This is a genomic window from Clostridium sp. UBA5119, assembly GCF_002414285.1.
GTDB classification, from domain to species: Bacteria; Bacillota; Clostridia; order Clostridiales; family Clostridiaceae; genus Clostridium_J; species Clostridium_J sulfidigenes.
Map to the genome: position 1 here is coordinate 70,839 of NZ_DHYX01000039.1, position 18,367 is coordinate 89,205.

16 protein-coding genes, 2 pseudogenes and 1 riboswitch are annotated in these 18,367 nt (G+C 30.6%); all 18 genes and pseudogenes read right to left on the reverse strand.

Annotation, left to right across the window (positions count from 1 at the left end; translation table 11 throughout):
- Positions 1–43 precede the first annotated feature (43 nt).
- Positions 44–739 carry a zinc metallopeptidase gene (locus tag B2671_RS05640; RefSeq protein WP_346869528.1) on the reverse strand — a complete coding sequence of 232 codons (696 nt, stop codon included), beginning with the start codon at positions 737–739 and terminating at the stop codon, positions 44–46.
- A 32-nt stretch (positions 740–771) separates the two neighbouring features.
- Complete coding sequence (gene fmt, locus B2671_RS05645) at positions 772–1,707, reverse strand: methionyl-tRNA formyltransferase (protein WP_346869529.1); 936 nt, start codon at positions 1,705–1,707, stop codon at positions 772–774.
- Positions 1,708–1,718: 11 nt separating this feature from the next.
- Positions 1,719–2,159: a peptide deformylase gene (def, locus tag B2671_RS05650; RefSeq protein WP_346869530.1), complete on the reverse strand. Its 441-nt coding sequence runs from the start codon at positions 2,157–2,159 to the stop codon at positions 1,719–1,721.
- 12 nt (positions 2,160–2,171) lie between these two features.
- Positions 2,172–4,361 carry a primosomal protein N' gene (gene priA, locus B2671_RS05655; RefSeq protein WP_346869531.1) on the reverse strand — a complete coding sequence of 730 codons (2,190 nt, stop codon included), beginning with the start codon at positions 4,359–4,361 and terminating at the stop codon, positions 2,172–2,174.
- Between the two features lie 126 nt (positions 4,362–4,487).
- Positions 4,488–5,675, reverse strand: a complete 1,188-nt coding sequence (gene coaBC / locus B2671_RS05660) for a bifunctional phosphopantothenoylcysteine decarboxylase/phosphopantothenate--cysteine ligase CoaBC (protein WP_346869532.1) — start codon at positions 5,673–5,675, stop codon at positions 4,488–4,490.
- Positions 5,676–5,766: 91 nt separating this feature from the next.
- Positions 5,767–5,958 (reverse strand): annotated as a pseudogene (gene rpoZ / locus B2671_RS05665) (DNA-directed RNA polymerase subunit omega); the annotation flags it as partial.
- A gap of 5 nt (positions 5,959–5,963) precedes the next feature.
- Positions 5,964–6,563, reverse strand: a complete 600-nt coding sequence (gene gmk, locus B2671_RS05670; RefSeq protein ID WP_346869533.1) for a guanylate kinase — start codon at positions 6,561–6,563, stop codon at positions 5,964–5,966.
- 1 nt (position 6,564) lies between these two features.
- On the reverse strand, positions 6,565–6,837 hold the full coding sequence (gene remA / locus B2671_RS05675) for an extracellular matrix/biofilm regulator RemA (protein WP_035132703.1): 273 nt from the start codon (positions 6,835–6,837) through the stop codon (positions 6,565–6,567).
- Positions 6,838–6,853: 16 nt separating this feature from the next.
- Positions 6,854–7,732 (reverse strand): YicC/YloC family endoribonuclease, encoded by an 879-nt coding sequence (locus B2671_RS05680; RefSeq protein ID WP_346869534.1) that lies wholly within the window; start codon positions 7,730–7,732, stop codon positions 6,854–6,856.
- A gap of 257 nt (positions 7,733–7,989) precedes the next feature.
- The gene (locus tag B2671_RS05685; RefSeq protein WP_346869535.1) at positions 7,990–9,345 is read right to left on the reverse strand and encodes an NCS2 family permease; all 1,356 of its coding nucleotides are present in this window, start codon (positions 9,343–9,345) and stop codon (positions 7,990–7,992) included.
- 70 nt (positions 9,346–9,415) lie between these two features.
- Positions 9,416–9,515: riboswitch (purine riboswitch) on the reverse strand.
- Between the two features lie 86 nt (positions 9,516–9,601).
- Positions 9,602–10,585: an asparaginase gene (locus B2671_RS05690; RefSeq protein ID WP_346869536.1), complete on the reverse strand. Its 984-nt coding sequence runs from the start codon at positions 10,583–10,585 to the stop codon at positions 9,602–9,604.
- A 266-nt stretch (positions 10,586–10,851) separates the two neighbouring features.
- Positions 10,852–12,330, reverse strand: coding sequence for a stage IV sporulation protein A (spoIVA, locus tag B2671_RS05695; RefSeq protein ID WP_346869537.1), 1,479 nt, complete (start codon positions 12,328–12,330; stop codon positions 10,852–10,854).
- Between the two features lie 138 nt (positions 12,331–12,468).
- Positions 12,469–13,419, reverse strand: a complete 951-nt coding sequence (locus tag B2671_RS05700; RefSeq protein WP_346869538.1) for a M15 family metallopeptidase — start codon at positions 13,417–13,419, stop codon at positions 12,469–12,471.
- A gap of 135 nt (positions 13,420–13,554) precedes the next feature.
- Positions 13,555–14,556 (reverse strand): NAD(P)H-dependent glycerol-3-phosphate dehydrogenase, encoded by a 1,002-nt coding sequence (locus B2671_RS05705; protein WP_346869539.1) that lies wholly within the window; start codon positions 14,554–14,556, stop codon positions 13,555–13,557.
- Between the two features lie 128 nt (positions 14,557–14,684).
- Entirely contained in the window at positions 14,685–16,004 is a 1,320-nt protein-coding gene (gene der, locus B2671_RS05710) for a ribosome biogenesis GTPase Der (RefSeq protein WP_035132691.1), read from the reverse strand.
- 1 nt (position 16,005) lies between these two features.
- Positions 16,006–17,340, reverse strand: a complete 1,335-nt coding sequence (locus B2671_RS05715; RefSeq protein WP_346869540.1) for a DUF512 domain-containing protein — start codon at positions 17,338–17,340, stop codon at positions 16,006–16,008.
- 208 nt (positions 17,341–17,548) lie between these two features.
- Positions 17,549–18,202 carry a phosphate signaling complex protein PhoU gene (phoU, locus tag B2671_RS05720; RefSeq protein WP_346869541.1) on the reverse strand — a complete coding sequence of 218 codons (654 nt, stop codon included), beginning with the start codon at positions 18,200–18,202 and terminating at the stop codon, positions 17,549–17,551.
- Between the two features lie 60 nt (positions 18,203–18,262).
- Positions 18,263–18,367: pseudogene (gene pstB, locus B2671_RS05725) on the reverse strand (phosphate ABC transporter ATP-binding protein); the annotation flags it as partial.

Consider the following 18,367-nt stretch of genomic DNA (forward strand, 5'->3'; position numbering starts at 1 on the left):
ATATCATCCTATCTACGGTTTCTAGTGTTTATCCATTTTTCTACTAATTATTTCTATTTCTTATAGCAATGAGTCTTAAAAGCTGTGCAATAGCTGTAACTGCTGCTGCTACATAGGTTAATGCTGCTGCAGTTAAAACATTTTTAGCTCCCTTTACTTCATCTTCATAAAGTATATTCCTTGCACTTAATATGGCTACAGCTCTACTGGATGCATTAAACTCTACAGGCAGTGTAACTATCTGAAAAAGAACTGCTGCTGAGAATAATATAATACCAAAGTTAACTAATGGTGTAAAAGACATTACAATTCCAATAAAGAATAATATCCAAGAAGCTTGAGATCCTATATTAGCAATTGGCACTAAAGCTGTTCTTATTTTAATTGGTGCATATCCTTCTTTATGTTGAATAGCATGACCTATCTCATGGGCAGCTACACCTATAGCTGCCAGGGATGTACCGTTGTATACATCTGTTGATAGTTTTACCACCTTTTTACTAGGGTCATAGTGATCTGTAAGGTGACCCCCTGTAACTAATACTGGAATATCAAAAAGTCCGTAAGCATCTAATATCATTCTAGCTACTTGACTTCCAGTATATCCATTTCTACTATATACTTGTGAATACTTTGCATAACTACTTTTTATTTTCATCTGAGCCCATATTGAAATGATAAGAGCTGGTATAAGAATAATCATTGTTCTGTCAAAAAAACTTCCATAATAATATCCCATATATATTTCTCCTTATTCTATTTAATTAATTTTTACTCTTCTTTTAATAATATATTTTCTTCAATAGAATTTCCTTTTATATATTCTTCTACTCTTAAAGGCTTTTTATTAGGAAATTGAACCTTAGTTATTAATATATTATTATCTTCAGTTGAAACCAACATTCCTTCTTTATCAACTTTTAAAATAGTCCCTGGAATTTTAGAAGACTTCTCGTTAGTAAGTCTAGTTTCAATTACCTTCATAGGCTCATCTTTATAATAAGTATAAGCTATTGGAAAAGAGTAAAGTCCTCTTACAAAATTATGTATGTCTTTAGAACTTTGATTCCAATTAATCTTTGCCATCTCTTTATTCAGCATACTGGCATAACAACTTTCACTTTCTCCTTGCTTTATTGGAGTTATCATGTCATTATAAAGACCTTCTACAGTTTCAATTAAAAGCTCAGCTCCACTGTTCATAAGCTTATCATGGAGTTCTGCAGTAGTCATATTTTCTGTAATCTCTACTCTGTTCTTTAACAACATATCTCCTGTATCTAAACCTATATCCATTAGCATGGTGGTATTTCCGCTTTCCTTTTCTCCCTTCATAATAGCATAATGAATTGGTGCTGCACCTCTATATTTAGGAAGTAGTGAACCATGAAGGTTTATACATCCATATTTAGGTATATCTAAGACTTCCTTAGATAGAATTTGACCAAATGCTACAACTATTATGAAATCTAAATTCATATTTTTTAATTCTTCTATTAAACTTTTTTCATTTTTTAATTTTTCTGGTTGATATACTTTTATATCATGCTTAAGTGCTACCTGTTTTACTGGTGACATTGCCACAGATTTTCCTCTTCCTTTAGGTCTATCTGGCTGAGTAAGTACTGCCTTAACTCCATATTTTTCAATAATTGCTTCTAAGGATGGTACTGCAAAATCTGGTGTACCCATAAATACTATATTCATCTTCATACCTCCTATTTCACTGTCTTATCAGTATATAATATTCCATTTAAATGATCTATTTCATGACAAAGAGCCCTTGCTAGAAGATCCTCCCCCTGAATTTCAATAGAATTTCCATCTCTGTCTTCAGCTTTAACTTTTACATATTGGGGTCTTATAACATTTCCTTGTTTACCTGGCACACTTAGACATCCTTCTACATCTTTAACTTCACCATTAGCCTCAACAATCTCTGGATTAATAAGTATTATTGGTCCATCACCAATATCTATAATCACCACTCGCTTTAAAATACCTACTTGTGGTGCTGCAAGGCCTACTCCATTAGCTTCATACATAGTATCTAGCATATCATCAATTAATATTTGTGTTCTTTCATCAATATTTTTAACTACCTTACTAATCTTCCTTAATATTGGGTCTTCATTAATTCTTATATTTCTTAATGCCATAATCATTCTCCCTTACAGTAAATTATTTGGATTTATATCAATACCAATTCTTATATTTTTATAATTAATCTGTTCATAGACTAAATTTTTTATATCCATAGCATAATTATCATCAAAATCACCTTTAATTATAATCTGCCATCTATATAAACTTTTTATTTTAGAAACCCCACAAGGACATGGTCCTAATAACTCAATTTTATCACTTTCATAGTTTTTTACCCTTACTTTATCTGCTAAACTTTGTATACTTTTTATTAAATGTTCCTCATTTTCACTGCTTAAATTTATACACAAAATCTTAGAAAAAGGTGGATAATCCCTTAGCTTCCTAATAATTATTTCTTCTTCATAAAAACTTTTATAATCATTTGCAGCAGCATAAACTATACTATAATTATCTGGATTATAAGTCTGAAGTATTACTTTTCCAGCCTTATTACCTCTACCTGCTCTCCCAGCTACTTGAGTAACTAATTGAAAAGTCTTTTCTGAAGCTCTATAGTCCGGTAGATTTAAAGACAAATCTGCAGCAATTATTCCTACTAGGGTTACTTCTTTAAAATCCAAGCCCTTAGCAATCATTTGAGTACCTATTAACACATTGTACCTTTTTGAAGAAAAGTCTTTATATATTTTTTCATAAGAATCTTTTCCCCTTGTAGTATCAAAATCCATTCTAAGAGGTTTACTATCTAAAAAGGTCTTTCTAACACTATGTTCTAATTGCTCTGTGCCTACTCCAAAATATTTCACATATTTACTTTTACATTTTGGACAAGTTTTTAATGCTCTTTGCTTTGCTCCACAATAGTGACAAGTTAAATTGTTATCATTATGATAGGTAAGAGAAATATCACAATTATCACACTTAAATACGTAACCACACTCTCTGCAAGATACAAAAGTAGAATATCCTCTTCTATTTAAAAACATTATGGATTGCTCTTTTTTTTCTAAACACGCTGTCATTTCTTCATATAGTCTTCTACTAAACATAGACTTATTTCCTTCTTTTAGCTCATCTCTCATATCAACTATCTCTATAGTTGGAAGATTAGCTCCATCGGCTCTGTGATTTAAAGTAATTATATCATATTCACCTTCCGTAGCCTTATAATAAGTCTCAATGGACGGTGTAGCAGATCCTAACACCACTTTACATCCTTCAATTTCAGCTTTTAAACTAGCTATATCTCTTGCATGATATTTTGGGTCACTATCTGATTTATAGCTAGTTTCATGTTCCTCATCTATAACAATAAGACCTAAATTAGAAAAAGGAAGAAAAATTGCAGATCTAGCACCTATGGCTACTTTAACATTTCCCGTTTTTACTCTCATCCATTCATCAAATCTCTCACCTATAGATAACCTACTATGAAATATAGCAATATCTCTTCCGAACCTTCCTTTAAACCTTTCAACCATTTGAGGAGTTAAAGCAATTTCCGGAATTAATATTATAGAATCTTTATTTTTTTTAATCATCTCTTTTACTAGGTTCATATATATCTCAGTTTTTCCACTGCCAGTTATACCATGAATAAGAAATTTATTACTACTACCCTTGGATAATATAGTATCAACACATCTTTGTTGAATTGAATTTAATATTTTTTCCTCATATCTTTTATATACATTTTCATTATACCTATTAACTATAGTTTTTTTAACATCTAAGAATCCATTCTTAATTAATGTGTTAATCCTCGATAAAGAAAATTCAAATTCACCAGTAAGTTCTGTCTTATTATAAATTCCATTATGTTCTCCTATAAAACTAACAATATTTATATATTCTTCTTTGCTATATTTTTCTGTTAATGGTCTACTAATAATTATACTATTTTTTGTTTTAAAGGTTGTTCCTTTAGTTATTCCACTGGGAATCATAACTTTTATACATTCTAAATAAGTACATAAATACTTCCTTCTCATTATTTCAATAAGACGTATATTCTCCTCCGTAAGAAATTCCATACTGTCATCTATATCAACAATTTCTTTCAATTTAGTATTATCATCTATATCATAAAATATATCAACTATAAATCCATATATTTTCTTATTTCCATTTCCAAAGGGAACTGTAACCATTCTGCCTTTTTTTATTTTACCATATAAGCTTTCAGGTACCTTATATGTAAATATTTTATCTACTTTTACAGCTTCATTATTTACGATAATTCCTAAATACAATTTTAGTCCCCCTTCTAGAGGTGTCTACCTCCATTCTAAATTAACTATTAACCATATTTTCTTTTTTAAACCCATTAGATACATTATATAAATAAATAATAAAAAAAGCGACTAAGTCGCTCTTTTTTATTTATTGTTTAAAATCATATTAAAAAGCTCATGTCCAACTAATCTTTTACTCATATTATCAAGAGATATTTCTTTCCCATCTCTATTTATAATAGTAACCCTATTAGTATCACTTCCAAAGCCTGCATTACTTTCAGTTATATTATTAGCTACAATATAATCAAGATTTTTCTTTTTTAGCTTTATGTGAGCATTTTCTATTACATCGTTACTCTCAGCTGCAAATCCAACTAAGATTTGGTGTTTTTTTAGGGTTCCTAGTTCCTTTAGAATATCGTTATCTCTTTCTAGTTCTATATTTAAATTACCTGGTCCCTTTTTTATCTTCTTATCTGAATAAGTCTTAGGTTTATAATCGCTTACTGCTGCAGATTTAACCACAATATCACTGGTATCAAATTCTACTTTAACTGCGTTTAACATTTCTTCATTGGTTTCTACTTTTATGATTTTAACTCCTAATGGTGCTTTTATACTGGTAGGACCACTGACAAGAACCACTTCTGCTCCTCTATCTCTAGCCTCTTCAGCAATTGCATATCCCATCTTACCAGTAGATCTATTAGTTAAAAACCTTACTGGATCTATATTAGCTCTAGTAGGGCCTGCTGTTACTAGCACTTTTTTACCTAATAAATCCTTTGGTTCATGAAGATGTGATAAAATCACTTCTGCAATTTCTTCTGTATCAGCAAGTTTTCCATCTCCTACATCTCCGCAAGCTAATCGCCCACTACTAGGATTTATAAACTCATACCCATAACTTTTCAATTTTTTAATATTTTCTTTAACTATAGGATTGTTATACATATTAGTATTCATGGCTGGAGCAAAGATTACCTTTGCATTAGTAGCCATAATAGTAGTTGATAACATATCATCAGCAATGCCATTTGCTACTTTACCTATAATGTTTGCTGTAGCTGGAACTACTACTAGTACATCCGCTTTCTTAGCTAAAGATATATGTTGAATTTCAAAAACCTTAGGTTCATCAAACATATTCTTTATTACTGCATTTTGACTTAATGATTGAAAACTTAATGGAGTAACAAACTCACAAGCTGACTTTGTCATAATAACATCCACATTTATATCTTTCTTTTTCAATCTGCTTATAACATCTAGAGCTTTATAGACTGCAACTCCACCTGTTACTCCAATAACTACATTTTTCTTACTCATCTAAATTTGAGCCTTCTTCCGCCTCTTCATTTACTAGTTCAAGTTCTTGAACCTTAGTAAACTTATCATCTGCCTCTCTAATTTCTACAATTCCTTGTTTAACTTCATTAATAGCAATAGTTAATGGTTTAGTGCCTACTCCTTGTACTCTTGACTCTTCACCGTCAATTATTTTTCTTGCTCTTCTTGAAGTAGATACTACTAATGAATATCTGTTATCCACTTTTTCTAATAACTCCACAATAGATGGATTAATCATTGAATTACTCTTTGAATTACTCATATCTTTTAGAACCTCCCTAATAGCTCATCTTTAATTTTAAAAACTCTACATTTTTCAGCAACTATTATGCTTTCAATTTTTTTAACTGCATCTTCAACCTCATCATTTACAACGGCATAGTCATATTTAGATGCAAAGCTTATTTCATCATAAGCACATTCCATTCTAGTCTTTAATGACTCTGGAGTTTCGCTTCCTCTATTTGTTATTCTATTTCTAAGTTCTTCCATAGATGGAGGCATAATAAATATAAATATTCCTTTAGGATATGAAGATTTAATTTTTAATGCACCTTGTATATCTATTTCTAATATTACATCCTTACCTTCTTCTAACATTTTTAAAACCTCAGATTTTGGTGTTCCATAAAAATTACCATAAACCTCTGCATATTCCAGAAAATCTTCTTTATCAATCCTATTTAAAAACTCATCTCTCTCTATAAAGAAATAATTTACTCCTTCTACTTCACCTTCTCTTGGCTTACGCGTAGTGCAAGATGTAGAAATCCATATTGGATTTTTTTCAATTAGCGCCTTACATACAGTCCCTTTACCTGCTCCTGATGGTCCAGATATAACTAATAATTGTCCTTTACTTCCCATATTAATCCTCTACCTCATCTATAGCATCATCACCTTTAGATGACAATCTATGTGCTACTGTTTCAGGCTGAACAGCAGATAGTATTACATGGTCACTATCAGTTATTATAACTGCTCTAGTTCTTCTACCATAGGTAGCATCTATTAGCATACCCCTATCTCTAGCTTCTTGAATTATTCTTTTTATAGGCGCTGATTCTGGACTAACAATAGCTACTAATCTATTTGCTGAAACAATATTTCCAAATCCAATATTTATAAGTTTTATACCCATGCCCTACCTCCTAAATTTATTCTATGTTTTGAACCTGTTCTCTAATCTTTTCTATATCACTTTTTATATCAAGTGCTATATTAGTTAATTCCAAATCGTTAACTTTAGACGCAATTGTATTTGCTTCTCTGTTCATTTCTTGAACAATGAAGTCTAGCTTTCTACCTATTGGCTCTCCTAATTTAAAAGTTTTGATGACTTGTGCAACATGGCTTTTAAGTCTAACAATTTCTTCGTCAACACATGATTTATCCGCTTGAAGAACCACTTCCATAGCAATGCGATTTTCATCAATACTTTTTTCTGCTAAAATTTCTTCTACTTTCTTTAGAAGTCTTGCTCTATACGCTTCTGTAACTTCTGGCACCCTTTTATTAATTATATCAACATTACTTGAAATACATTCACATCTCTTTGTAATATCTATCAAAAGTTTTTCACCTTCTTGTTGCCTCATGGACACAAGATTGTTTACTGCCTCTTCTACTGCTGGTAATAATATCTTCCATGTTTTTTCTAAATCTTCTTCCTTCTGTTCTAATTTTAGAACTTCTGGAAACCGTGCTAAGGTTGTAGCAGAAATATCATCCCTTAAATCATACTTATCTCTTAAATTATGTAATACCTCCACATAATTTTCAGCTAAACTCTCGTTTACCACCACAGACATATCTTGGTTAGCTCCTTGATTTTGAGTAATAAATATATCTACCTTTCCCCTTTTAATCTTGTCATTTACATATTTTCTTATACCATCTTCTAAAGATATTAAAGTTCTTGGCATTCTAGCATTAATCTCAAAGTATCTGTGATTTACTGTCTTTATTTCCACAATAAAACTAGATGCTTCGCTCTCTGATGTACCTCTTCCAAATCCAGTCATGCTTTTTATCATATACAACGCACCCTTCTAGACCTTCTTAAATTCTTTATTTATTATACATAAAGTATGTGGCTTATTTCAACCCATAAACAAAAGAATTTTAAAGAAAAATGAAATATTCTTTAGAAAACCTTAGCAAAACCATTATAATTTAAAATATTCACTCTGTAAATAAGGGACATAAGCTTGTATTTTAAGCTTATGTCCCTGCTTTATGAATTAGTTCAATAAAATCACCAATATTAATAAATATATATTTAAAACTTTATTTAACCAAAGATTATTTTTAATAAGAATATTATTGCTAGAATATATACAACGAAAGATACTTTTTTTCTATCCTTAGCTTCCTTAGTTGTAATATTAGATATTAGGTTTAATATAGCATAAGATAACATTCCTATCATTAATCCATCTCCTATACTATATGTCATAGGCATTAATGCTATAGTAAGGAATGCTGGTACACCTTCAGTGAAATCAGAAAAATCTATATTTTTAACTGATTCTATCATGAAGAACCCTACAATAATTAAAGCTGGTGCTGTTGCACAACCTGGTATAGCAACAAATAATGGTGATAAGAACATAGCAAGTAAGAATAATATTCCTGTAACTACTGCTGAAAGACCTGTTCTAGCTCCTGATGCAACTCCAGCAGAACTCTCTACATAAGTTGTAACTGTAGATGTTCCTACACAAGCTCCGAAAGTTGTCCCAATTGCATCTACTAGTAATGCCTTACCTGCATTTTTGACTTTACCATCTTTATCTATCATTCCAATCTTTGACGCTACTCCAACTAAAGTTCCAGCTGTATCAAAGAAGTCTATAAATAAGAATACAAATACAACTGAAATAAATTCTGATATAGTTCCAGCATTTGTGAATACTGAGAAATCCAATTTACCTGCAATAGGCGCTATAGATTCAAACTTTAAAATACCTTTTGGTAAATATATTCCTGCAGCTGTAGCAGCTTCTGGTGATAAAGCAGCATATATCCATGCAGCTATTGCACTAGCAGCCATTCCCCAAAGTATTGCACCTTTTACATTTTTTTTAGATAAAATTACTATAACCATTACACCTAATATTGTAATTAACGCTGTTGGACTTACTAAACTACCCATGGTTACCTTTGTAGCTTCACTTCCAACCACTATTCCAGCATTACCAAAACCTATAAATGCTATAAACAGTCCAATACCTGCTGTAACTGCATATTTTAAGTTAGTTGGTATACAGTTTACGATAGCTTCCCTAATCTTTGTTAATGATAATAAAATAAATATAATTCCTTCTACAAATACTGCTGTTAAAGCTATTTGCCAAGATATCCCCATTTCCATTACTACTGTATATGCAAAGAACGCATTAAGTCCCATGCCTGAAGCTAATCCTAATGGTAGATTCGCATAGATTCCCATTAAAATAGTAGTAACCCCAGCTGCTAGGCAAGTTGCTGTAACAACTGCTCCTGGATTCATTCCAACACCAGGATCTCCTAATATGTTAGCATTAACGGCTATTATATACGCCATAGTTAAGAAAGTTATTAATCCACCAACAACTTCCCTCTTTACATCGGTACCATTTTCTTTTAACTTGAAAAATTTTTCCATAATACTTGTCCTCCTATTAATATGTATTATTGCAAAAAATAGTCACTGGATAAGAATCCCAGTGACAGTTTTTTAACATAGGAATTCTCATAGTCGGATTTTATCGGTATCCGGTAGAAACATCTAATCCATCGCATTAGACCTATATGAAAATTAGTGGTTATTTCTTTTTACAAGATTATAATATCAACTTTATATACCTATGTCAATGATTTTTACGTATATTAATTTTATTTTTATTTATAATGTTCGTATATTAATAATGTCCTTTCTCAAATACTTCTCTTATTTCATCTAAATTCCTTGTTTTTCCCAGGGCTAAAATCATCTTTATTCTAGCCTTTTGCCCTGGCATGCTATCTCCAAATATGACACCCATATTTCTTAATTGTTTTCCTCCACCTTCATAACCATAACTATCTAGAACTCTCCCCTTATAACACCTAGAAACTATTACTACTGCCACACCTTTATTTATAGCCTTTTCTACAGAATTAGCCATTAACGGTGGAATATTACCTCTCCCCATAGCTTCAATTACTAATCCCTTAGCACCTTGACTAACACAATAATCTATAAGTGTACCATCCATTCCTGCACAGGATTTAATAAGGTGAACATTATTCTCTATTACATCAGTATTTATATATTCCTTTGTAGTACTTCCTCTATAAAACCTTACTTCATTACTGTCAACAATACCTATTGGCCCAAATTCTGGACTTTGAAACGTATTAAGGTGCATAGAGTGAGACTTTGTAACCTCACTAGCACAATTTAGTTCATTATTTAAACATACAATTACTCCACGATTTCTTGATTCTTTAGATGTAGCAGTACAAATTGATGCTGCTAAGTTAGCAGGTCCATCGTATCCTAGCTCAGAACTATTTCTCATGGAACCTGTAACTACTACTGGCTTTTCACTATTTATAGTGAGCTGTAAAAAATAAGCTGTTTCCTCAAGAGTATCTGTTCCATGGGTAACTACTACTCCATCTACATCTTCTCTTTCTAAAAATTTCTTAACATAATTTGATAATTCCATCATTATATCTGGGGTCATATGAGGGCTTGGAAGACTAGAAAATGTATATGATTCTACTTCTGCATAGGATTCAATACCCGTTACCATGGACATTATTTCTTCACCTGTTAAATTAGGCACCGCTGCTTTTATTTTTTCATCCACCTTCATAGATATAGTTCCACCATTAAATATTACTACAACTTTACTCATACTTTATGTACCTCCAAAATCTTTATTATTTACAATCCAAAATGAAAATTCAATTACACTTAACTTGTTTATAATCAATTTTAATTATATCTCTTTATCAAGCGCATTGTAAATGTACCTTATCCATTATAATCATTCCAATGAAATCTTTTACATAATTAAATATATTATAGTGATGAGAATTATACAATAAAAAATATAGCTTTGAAATTAATATTAATTTCAAAACTATATTTTTGAATTTGAAGAAAATATCTTAACATTCATTAGATAATTATGCAGATAAGTCCACCATTTCCCTCATTAATAATTTTCTGAAGGGTTTTTTGAAGTTTAATTTGCACATCTTCAGGCATTTTATAAAGTTTATTTTGAAGTCCTTCTTTAACTAATTCTTCTAAAGACTTTCCAAACATGTTACTTTGCCAAATTTGTGAAGGATCATTTTCAAATTGCTCTAAAATTGATTTATAGAACTCTTCACTTTGTTTTTCACTACCCATTATTGGTTGAATTTCAGTTTCAATATCAGCTTTAATTAAATGTAATGATGGAGCTGAAGCTTTTAGCTTTACTCCATATTGATTACCCTTCTTAACAATTTCAGGCTCTTCTAGTTTCATTTCAGTAAGCTGTGGTGCAACTAATCCATAACCAGTCTCATTAACTTCTTTTAATGCCTCCTCAACCTTATCATATTCTATTTTAGCCTTGTAGAAACTCTCCATAATATTTAATAAATCATTTTCATTTTTTATATCAGTATTACAAATCTCTCCAAGGATCTTATAAAATAATTCATGTTTTGGATTAATATCAACACAGGAAGTACCTTCTCCCATATTCATTTCTTTAACTTTTATGTCTGATAAGAATTCGATTCCTTTAAAGGCATCAAGACATCTCTTAACATCTCTAACTTTATAGATATCTTTACACATGGCTTTTAGAATAGTCATTATGTTTACCTTTAACCAATGAGATGAATTTAAACTCTCCATCCACTGAGGCATGTCAATATTTATTTCTTTTACTGGGAACTCTCTTAGAACTGTATCAAATATTTCTGTAATCTCATTGTTTCCTATATTCATTACATCCATAACTTTTACAGGAACATCATACTTTTCTTCCAGGTCCCTTCCTAGGTCTTTACTCTCTTCTGAATTAGGATTTACAGTGTTTAGAACTATTATAAATGGCTTATTTATCTCTTTAAGCTCCTTTATAACTCTCTCCTCAGCATCTACATAATCCTCCCTATCTAAGCCTGTAATACTTCCGTCTGTAGTTACAACTATACCTATTGTAGAGTGATCTGTTATTACCTTCTTAGTTCCTATTTCTGCCGCTTGCTCAAATGGAATTTCATAATCATGCCATGGAGTAGAAACCATTTTAGGTGCATCAGCCTCTGTATAGCCTAATGCATTCTTTACTATATATCCAACACAGTCAACCATTCTAACTTTAAATTTTACTCCGTCCTCAAACTGAATTTCTACAGCCTCATTAGGAACAAATTTAGGTTCTGTAGTGTGAATAGATTTTCCTGATCCACTCTGTGGCAATTCATCTTTTGCTCTGTCCTTCTTATGAGGATTTTCTATGTTAGGTATAACCATTAGTTCCATGAACTTTTTAATAAAAGTAGATTTACCTGTTCTAACTGGCCCAACTACCCCCACATATATATCCCCTTGAGTTCTTTCTGCTATATCTTTATATATATCAAAATTTTCCAAGGCTACCCTCCCGCAACTACATATTAACATTATATATATATTGATATAGAATTAATATTATGCATTAATAAAATAAAAAAGTTCCCCTTTTTATTTTAAAAGGAAAACTTTTAATACTTAATAGGTTTTTAAATTAAATTATTCACTTTTAGCATAACTAAGTAATTCTTCTAATGTTAAGTCCTTGTTGTGACAAAGTTTACTAATTGTTTTATTTCCAACATATCTATAATGCCATGGCTCATATTTATATCCTGTTATATCTTCTTTAGTCTTAGTATACCTTAAAATAAAGCCATACTTATAAGCATTTTCTAAAGCCCAAGCACCCTCTTTGGTATTCTCAAAGGATTGATTTAAATCAAATGCCATATCTCTGCTAGTAATATCAATAGCTAATCCAAGTTGATGTTCACTTTCACCAGGTTTTGCTACATATTCACTATGTTCACTATCTTTATTCTGAATATCCTCATTGTAGATATATGTCTGAGAATCATATCCTCTAAATCCATTACTTAAAAATAAATTAATACCTTGTTCTTGAGCATCATAAAACATCTGCTCTAAATCTTCAACCATAGTTCCACTAACTAGGTTTTTTTCATTACTTCTTTCAGATACTAAGTTGATATTAGGAATAACTAAATTACCTGGCATATACTCCTTAGAAAGTAAATTTTCTTTGTTTACCAATGTATATAATCCTGTCGTATCACTATTAATAATATCTTTTATTTCTTTTATCTCATCCTTTGTTAAGGTAGCGCTAACTGTAGAGTCATTTAAATCAGGTACTTCTTCTAAATCGTTATATTCATGTTCATTAATACTATTGCCCCTAGAAGGTGTTGTTTTCCCTTGACTATATTTAGAAGTTTTATTCTCATAATCATTGTTGAATATATTAGCAGTATCAAGGACTTTTGAATCTTCCTTTAACACAAGTCCAATCATTATACCAACTAAAAATAATAACCCAATAATTATTGTAGTTCCATTATTAAAACCTGATTTCTTTTTATAGAAAATATCTTTTCTTTTATAAAATGCATTTTTTTTCTTTGTATAATTTTTATTATTCAACATACGTTTTTGTTAGCCTCCTACCTTTATCTTCAATTTTTCATTGAAAATAAAATTAATTCTCATCTATCTAACCTTATATCATTATATCAAATATTAAGATATTATCAAAATAAAATATTTTAATTAAATAAATGTTTACAATTCATTGTTTTCATCCTTATATTTTCTTCCCATTAATTTTATAACACAATCTTTAGCATTCTTGCCTTTAAAAAGAACTTCATACAATGCAGTAGTTATTGGCATATCTACATCAGTTTTAGATTTTAATTCATGAAAGGCTTTAACAGCCTCAATTCCTTCTACAACCATACCTATCTCTTTTATGGCTTCTTCCATTGTCTTTCCACTTCCAATTAATATTCCTGCTCTTCTGTTTCTACTATGCATACTAGTGCAAGTAACTATTAAATCACCCATTCCTGTAAGCCCATAGAATGTCTCAGCTTTTCCTGAGAGCTTAGTTCCAACCCTTATTATTTCACTCATCCCTCGAGTCATTAGAGCTGCCTTAGTATTATCTCCATAGCCAATACCATCTGAAATCCCAGCAGCAAGGGCAATGATATTTTTAAAAGCTCCCCCTATTTCAACTCCAATAAGATCATCATTGGTATAAACTCTAAAGGTATTATTGCTAAATATATCCTGGATTTTTTTTGCATATTTCATATCCTTTGATGATACAGTTACAGTAGTAGGTATATCCCTTGCTACTTCTTCAGCATGACTAGGACCTGATAGCACTACTATAGGATTACCTTTTATTTCATCTTCAATTATTTCTGACATTCTTTTTAATGTATGATTTTCTATGCCCTTAGCCACAGTTACAATTATTTCATTACCTTTAAGAAAAGGCTCTATTTTTTTTGAAATCTCTCTAATAGCCTTTGAAGGTACTGCAAGAACTATTATATTACTATTTTCTATAGTTTCTTCAAGATCACCATAGGCAGTAACTTTTTCTGGTATGGCAATTCCCTTAAGATACTTTGTATTTTCTCTTTTTAGATTAATATCATTAACTGTGCTTTCACTATGGCACCATACAGAACATTCTGCCCCTTTCTTAGAAAGTAATACAGCTAAAGCTGTACCAAAACTTCCTCCTCCTATAAAAGAAATCTTATTCACCTTATCCCTACTTTCTTAAATTATATAAAACAATGAGAATAAATATTATATTATTTATTCTCATTGTCTCTATTAATTCCTTCTTATTTATTAAAAATCCATTTGTAATAAAAGATATAAAATTTTTATTAATCTTCTTTTCTCTTCCTAAATATAGTCTTTATTCCAGTACCTTTAAAATCAAAACTTTCCCTTAGCTTATTCTCTAAATATCTCTCATAAGAGAAGTGTAGTAAGGCTGGATCATTTACAAAAAATATAAATGTAGGTGGTTTTATATCCACTTGGGTTACATAATAAATTTTTAGTCTTCTTAATGCAACTACTGGAGGTTCATTCATAAGTACAGCTTTACTTACCACATCATTTAATACCCCTGTAGCTATCCTCTTAGTATAATTATTATAGCACTCTTTAGCTACATTTAAAACTTTGTTTACCCTTTGACCTGTTAAAGCAGATATAAATAGATAATTAGCATATGGCATAAAAGATAATCCTCTACCGATTCTAGCTTTATAATCATTCATAGTCTTATCATCTTTTTCAATTAAATCCCATTTGTTAACTATTACAACTATTGCCTTATTAAGTTCATGGGCATATCCGATAATCTTTTCATCTTGATCACTTAACTCTTCTGTAGCATCAAGAATCAATATACACACATCAGCTCTCTCTATGGCTGTAAGAGTTCTTATAACGCTATATCTTTCTATCTCTTCTTTAATTTTACTTTTTCTTCTTAATCCTGCAGTATCTATTAATATAAATTTACCCTCATCAGTTTCTAATTTACTATCAATAGCATCTCTTGTGGTGCCTGGAATATTACTTACTATATTTCTATTTTCACCTAGTAACTTATTTATAAGTGAAGATTTTCCAACATTAGGCTTACCCACCATTGCAATTTTTATGTATTCTTCATCTTCTTCGCTACTTCCTAACTCATCAAAATGAGCTACAACTTCATCAAGCATATCTCCAAGACCTAATGCTTGAGTCGCTGAAATAGTTACTGGATTACCTATACCTAAGTTATAAAATTCATAGGCATTATCTTCTAATTCTCTTCTATCAATTTTATTTACTACTAATGTTATTGGTTTTCCTGATTTTCTAAGCATTTGTGCCACTTCATAATCTGATGGATGAAGACCGGCTTTACCATCTACTATAAATACAATTACATCTGCTGTTTCAATAGCAATATTTGCTTGCCTTCTCATTTGAACCATTATAATATCTTCATTTTCTGGCTCAATTCCACCAGTATCAATAATTGTAAAGTTATGTCTTAGCCATTCAGCCTCTGCATAAATTCTATCTCTTGTAACTCCTGGTGTATCTTCTACTATAGCTATTCTCTTTCCTGCTAATTTATTAAAAAGTGTAGACTTACCTACATTTGGTCTTCCAACAATAGCAACTACTGGTTTTCCCATATTAATCCTCCCTTAAATGTTCATTTATTATAGTTATTAAATCATCTCCTGTGAAATCACAAATAATAACTTTTCTATTTAGTTCTCTAGATAAATCTTCCACAGTATAATCATCTAACAGTATGGCTTCATCTGAATTAGAAAGTTCATATCCTTTTCTAAGGACGTTATCAGGTATTATTATATAGTCTCCAATTTCTCTTTCTTTAAGTTTGTTTATTATGTCTATTCCTGTTAAAAGCCCTGTTACTGTAATAGTCTCTCCAAAAAACTTATTTGGTATCTCCTCTACGGTAATATTTATATTATTATTTAACCTTTGAATTTTATCTTTTATATGTACTATTTCAGGATAAACTAAAGCACCTGTTACAAATGTAAAAGATCCCACTCCATCTTTCTTTAAATCTGGAAGTGTAGTATCTATGGTATCCTTTAATAGAGTTACCATTCCTACACCATCTTCAATTTGCTCAAATCCTTGGTAATGCTCAGAGTCTGGTAATGGTTCTCCTGATACTATATAAAATTCATCTGACAATCTAACAAAGGGTGTTCCACTTTCTTCATAGTACTTTTTTTGTAGCTCTTTAACTAAATTAATTTGTTTTAAAGAAGCTTCTTGTGTAAATAAATTTAGTTTTTTTAATCCTTCTCTATGCTTAGTTATACCTAAGGGTACTACTGCTACACTATTAACATTAGGATAAAGTCTATATAGATCTTCTATCGTGCTAACTAATTCTTCTCCATCATTAATTCCTGGACAGCAAACAATTTGAGTATTCATCTTTATTCCTGCTGCTGATACCCTCTTAAGTATATCATATATTTTACCCGCAAATCTATTGTTAAGCATTCTAACTCTAAGTTCTGGATTTGTAGTATGTACAGATACATTTATAGGACTTATCCTATATTTTATTATTCTTTCTATATCCTCTTCTTTCATATTAGTTAAAGTTAAAAAATTTCCTTGTAAAAAGGATAGTCTAGAATCATCATCCTTAAAATATAAAGTTTCTCTCATTCCTTTAGGTAATTGGTCTATAAAGCAAAAAATACAATCATTATGACATGTCATAGGTTTATCAATAATTCCTTCTCTAAATACTATCCCTAAATCTTCATCATAATCCTTCTCAATTTCAATTTCCCAAATCTCTCCTTCTTTCTTCTCCACTTCTAAAAGAAGTACTTCATCAGTAATAAGAAATTTATAATCTATTATATCTTTAACATCATTTTCATTTATCCTTAAAAGTCTATCTCCAACCTCGATATCTACTTCTTCTGCAATAGAATTTGGAATAACCTTACTTATTTCATTTTTCATATTTGTATCTCCTTCATTCCTATAGCATGATTATACCACTATTATGTTATATTATCTTAATTATATTCCCTAGTCAATGCACCTCATTAAGATTACCGCAAAGCTTCCTATTTTTCAACAAAAATATAAGTTAATTTCTAAGTAAACTAAAAAAGCTGACTATAAATAGCCAACTTCTACTTTGAAGGGGAATTAAAAGGTATTTGTATTAGTTTAATTTTAGTTTTTCTCCACATTCTAAATATATAGTCCATTCGCAAATATTAGTAGCATGGTCTGCCATACGTTCTAAAAATTTGCATACAAATAAAAATTCACTAGCTTGATTTATAGTAGCTTGATCATTCCTCATTATTACAAGTAGTTCATCGAATATACTCCTAAATAATATATCTACCTTATCATCCATTTTACTTACTTCTTGAGCTCTACTTATATCTGTAGTTATATATACCTCTAAAGAATCTTTAATCATTTTTTCCACAATTTTAGCCATCTTAGGTATATCTATAAGTTCCTTAATATAAGTTCCTCCTACAAGTTTTTTCGCAATCTTAGCTATGTCTACAGCATGATCTCCCATTCTCTCTAAATCAGTTATGATCTTTGCGGTGATAAATATTCTTCTTAAATCACTGGCTAAGGGCTGTTCTGTAGCCATGAGTTTTATACACTTATCCTCTATCTCTTCTTCAAAGTCATCTATTACATCATCCTTTTGAATTACTTTTTCTGCTAAGATTTCATCCTGTTTTTTTAGTGCATCAATGCTATCTTCTATTTGTTTGGTTACAGCCTCACCCATGGCCATTAAATCTTCATGAAGTTGTTGTAATTTAAGGTCAAAACTATTTCTTGTCATCTTCTTCACCTACACTTTATAAATTTTAATTATTGATAACTACCTAATTTCATTCTATTATTAACCAAATCTTCCTGTGATATAATCTTCAGTTCTCTTATCCTTTGGCATATGAAACATTTCTTCTGTCTTTCCATACTCCACAATTTCTCCATTTAAGAAGAG

Coding starts and splice junctions, on each gene's coding strand:
- B2671_RS05640 (WP_346869528.1), bottom strand. CDS start 739: ATGGGATATTATTATGGAAGTTTTTTTGACAGAACAATGATTATTCTT.
- fmt (WP_346869529.1), bottom strand. CDS start 1,707: ATGAATATAGTATTTATGGGTACACCAGATTTTGCAGTACCATCCTTA.
- def (WP_346869530.1), bottom strand. CDS start 2,159: ATGGCATTAAGAAATATAAGAATTAATGAAGACCCAATATTAAGGAAG.
- coaBC (WP_346869532.1), bottom strand. CDS start 5,675: ATGAGTAAGAAAAATGTAGTTATTGGAGTAACAGGTGGAGTTGCAGTC.
- gmk (WP_346869533.1), bottom strand. CDS start 6,563: ATGGGAAGTAAAGGACAATTATTAGTTATATCTGGACCATCAGGAGCA.
- remA (WP_035132703.1), bottom strand. CDS start 6,837: ATGGGTATAAAACTTATAAATATTGGATTTGGAAATATTGTTTCAGCA.
- B2671_RS05680 (WP_346869534.1), bottom strand. CDS start 7,732: ATGATAAAAAGCATGACTGGATTTGGAAGAGGTACATCAGAGAGCGAA.
- B2671_RS05685 (WP_346869535.1), bottom strand. CDS start 9,345: ATGGAAAAATTTTTCAAGTTAAAAGAAAATGGTACCGATGTAAAGAGG.
- B2671_RS05690 (WP_346869536.1), bottom strand. CDS start 10,585: ATGAGTAAAGTTGTAGTAATATTTAATGGTGGAACTATATCTATGAAG.
- B2671_RS05700 (WP_346869538.1), bottom strand. CDS start 13,419: ATGTTGAATAATAAAAATTATACAAAGAAAAAAAATGCATTTTATAAA.
- der (WP_035132691.1), bottom strand. CDS start 16,004: ATGGGAAAACCAGTAGTTGCTATTGTTGGAAGACCAAATGTAGGTAAG.
- B2671_RS05715 (WP_346869540.1), bottom strand. CDS start 17,340: ATGAAAAATGAAATAAGTAAGGTTATTCCAAATTCTATTGCAGAAGAA.
- phoU (WP_346869541.1), bottom strand. CDS start 18,202: ATGACAAGAAATAGTTTTGACCTTAAATTACAACAACTTCATGAAGAT.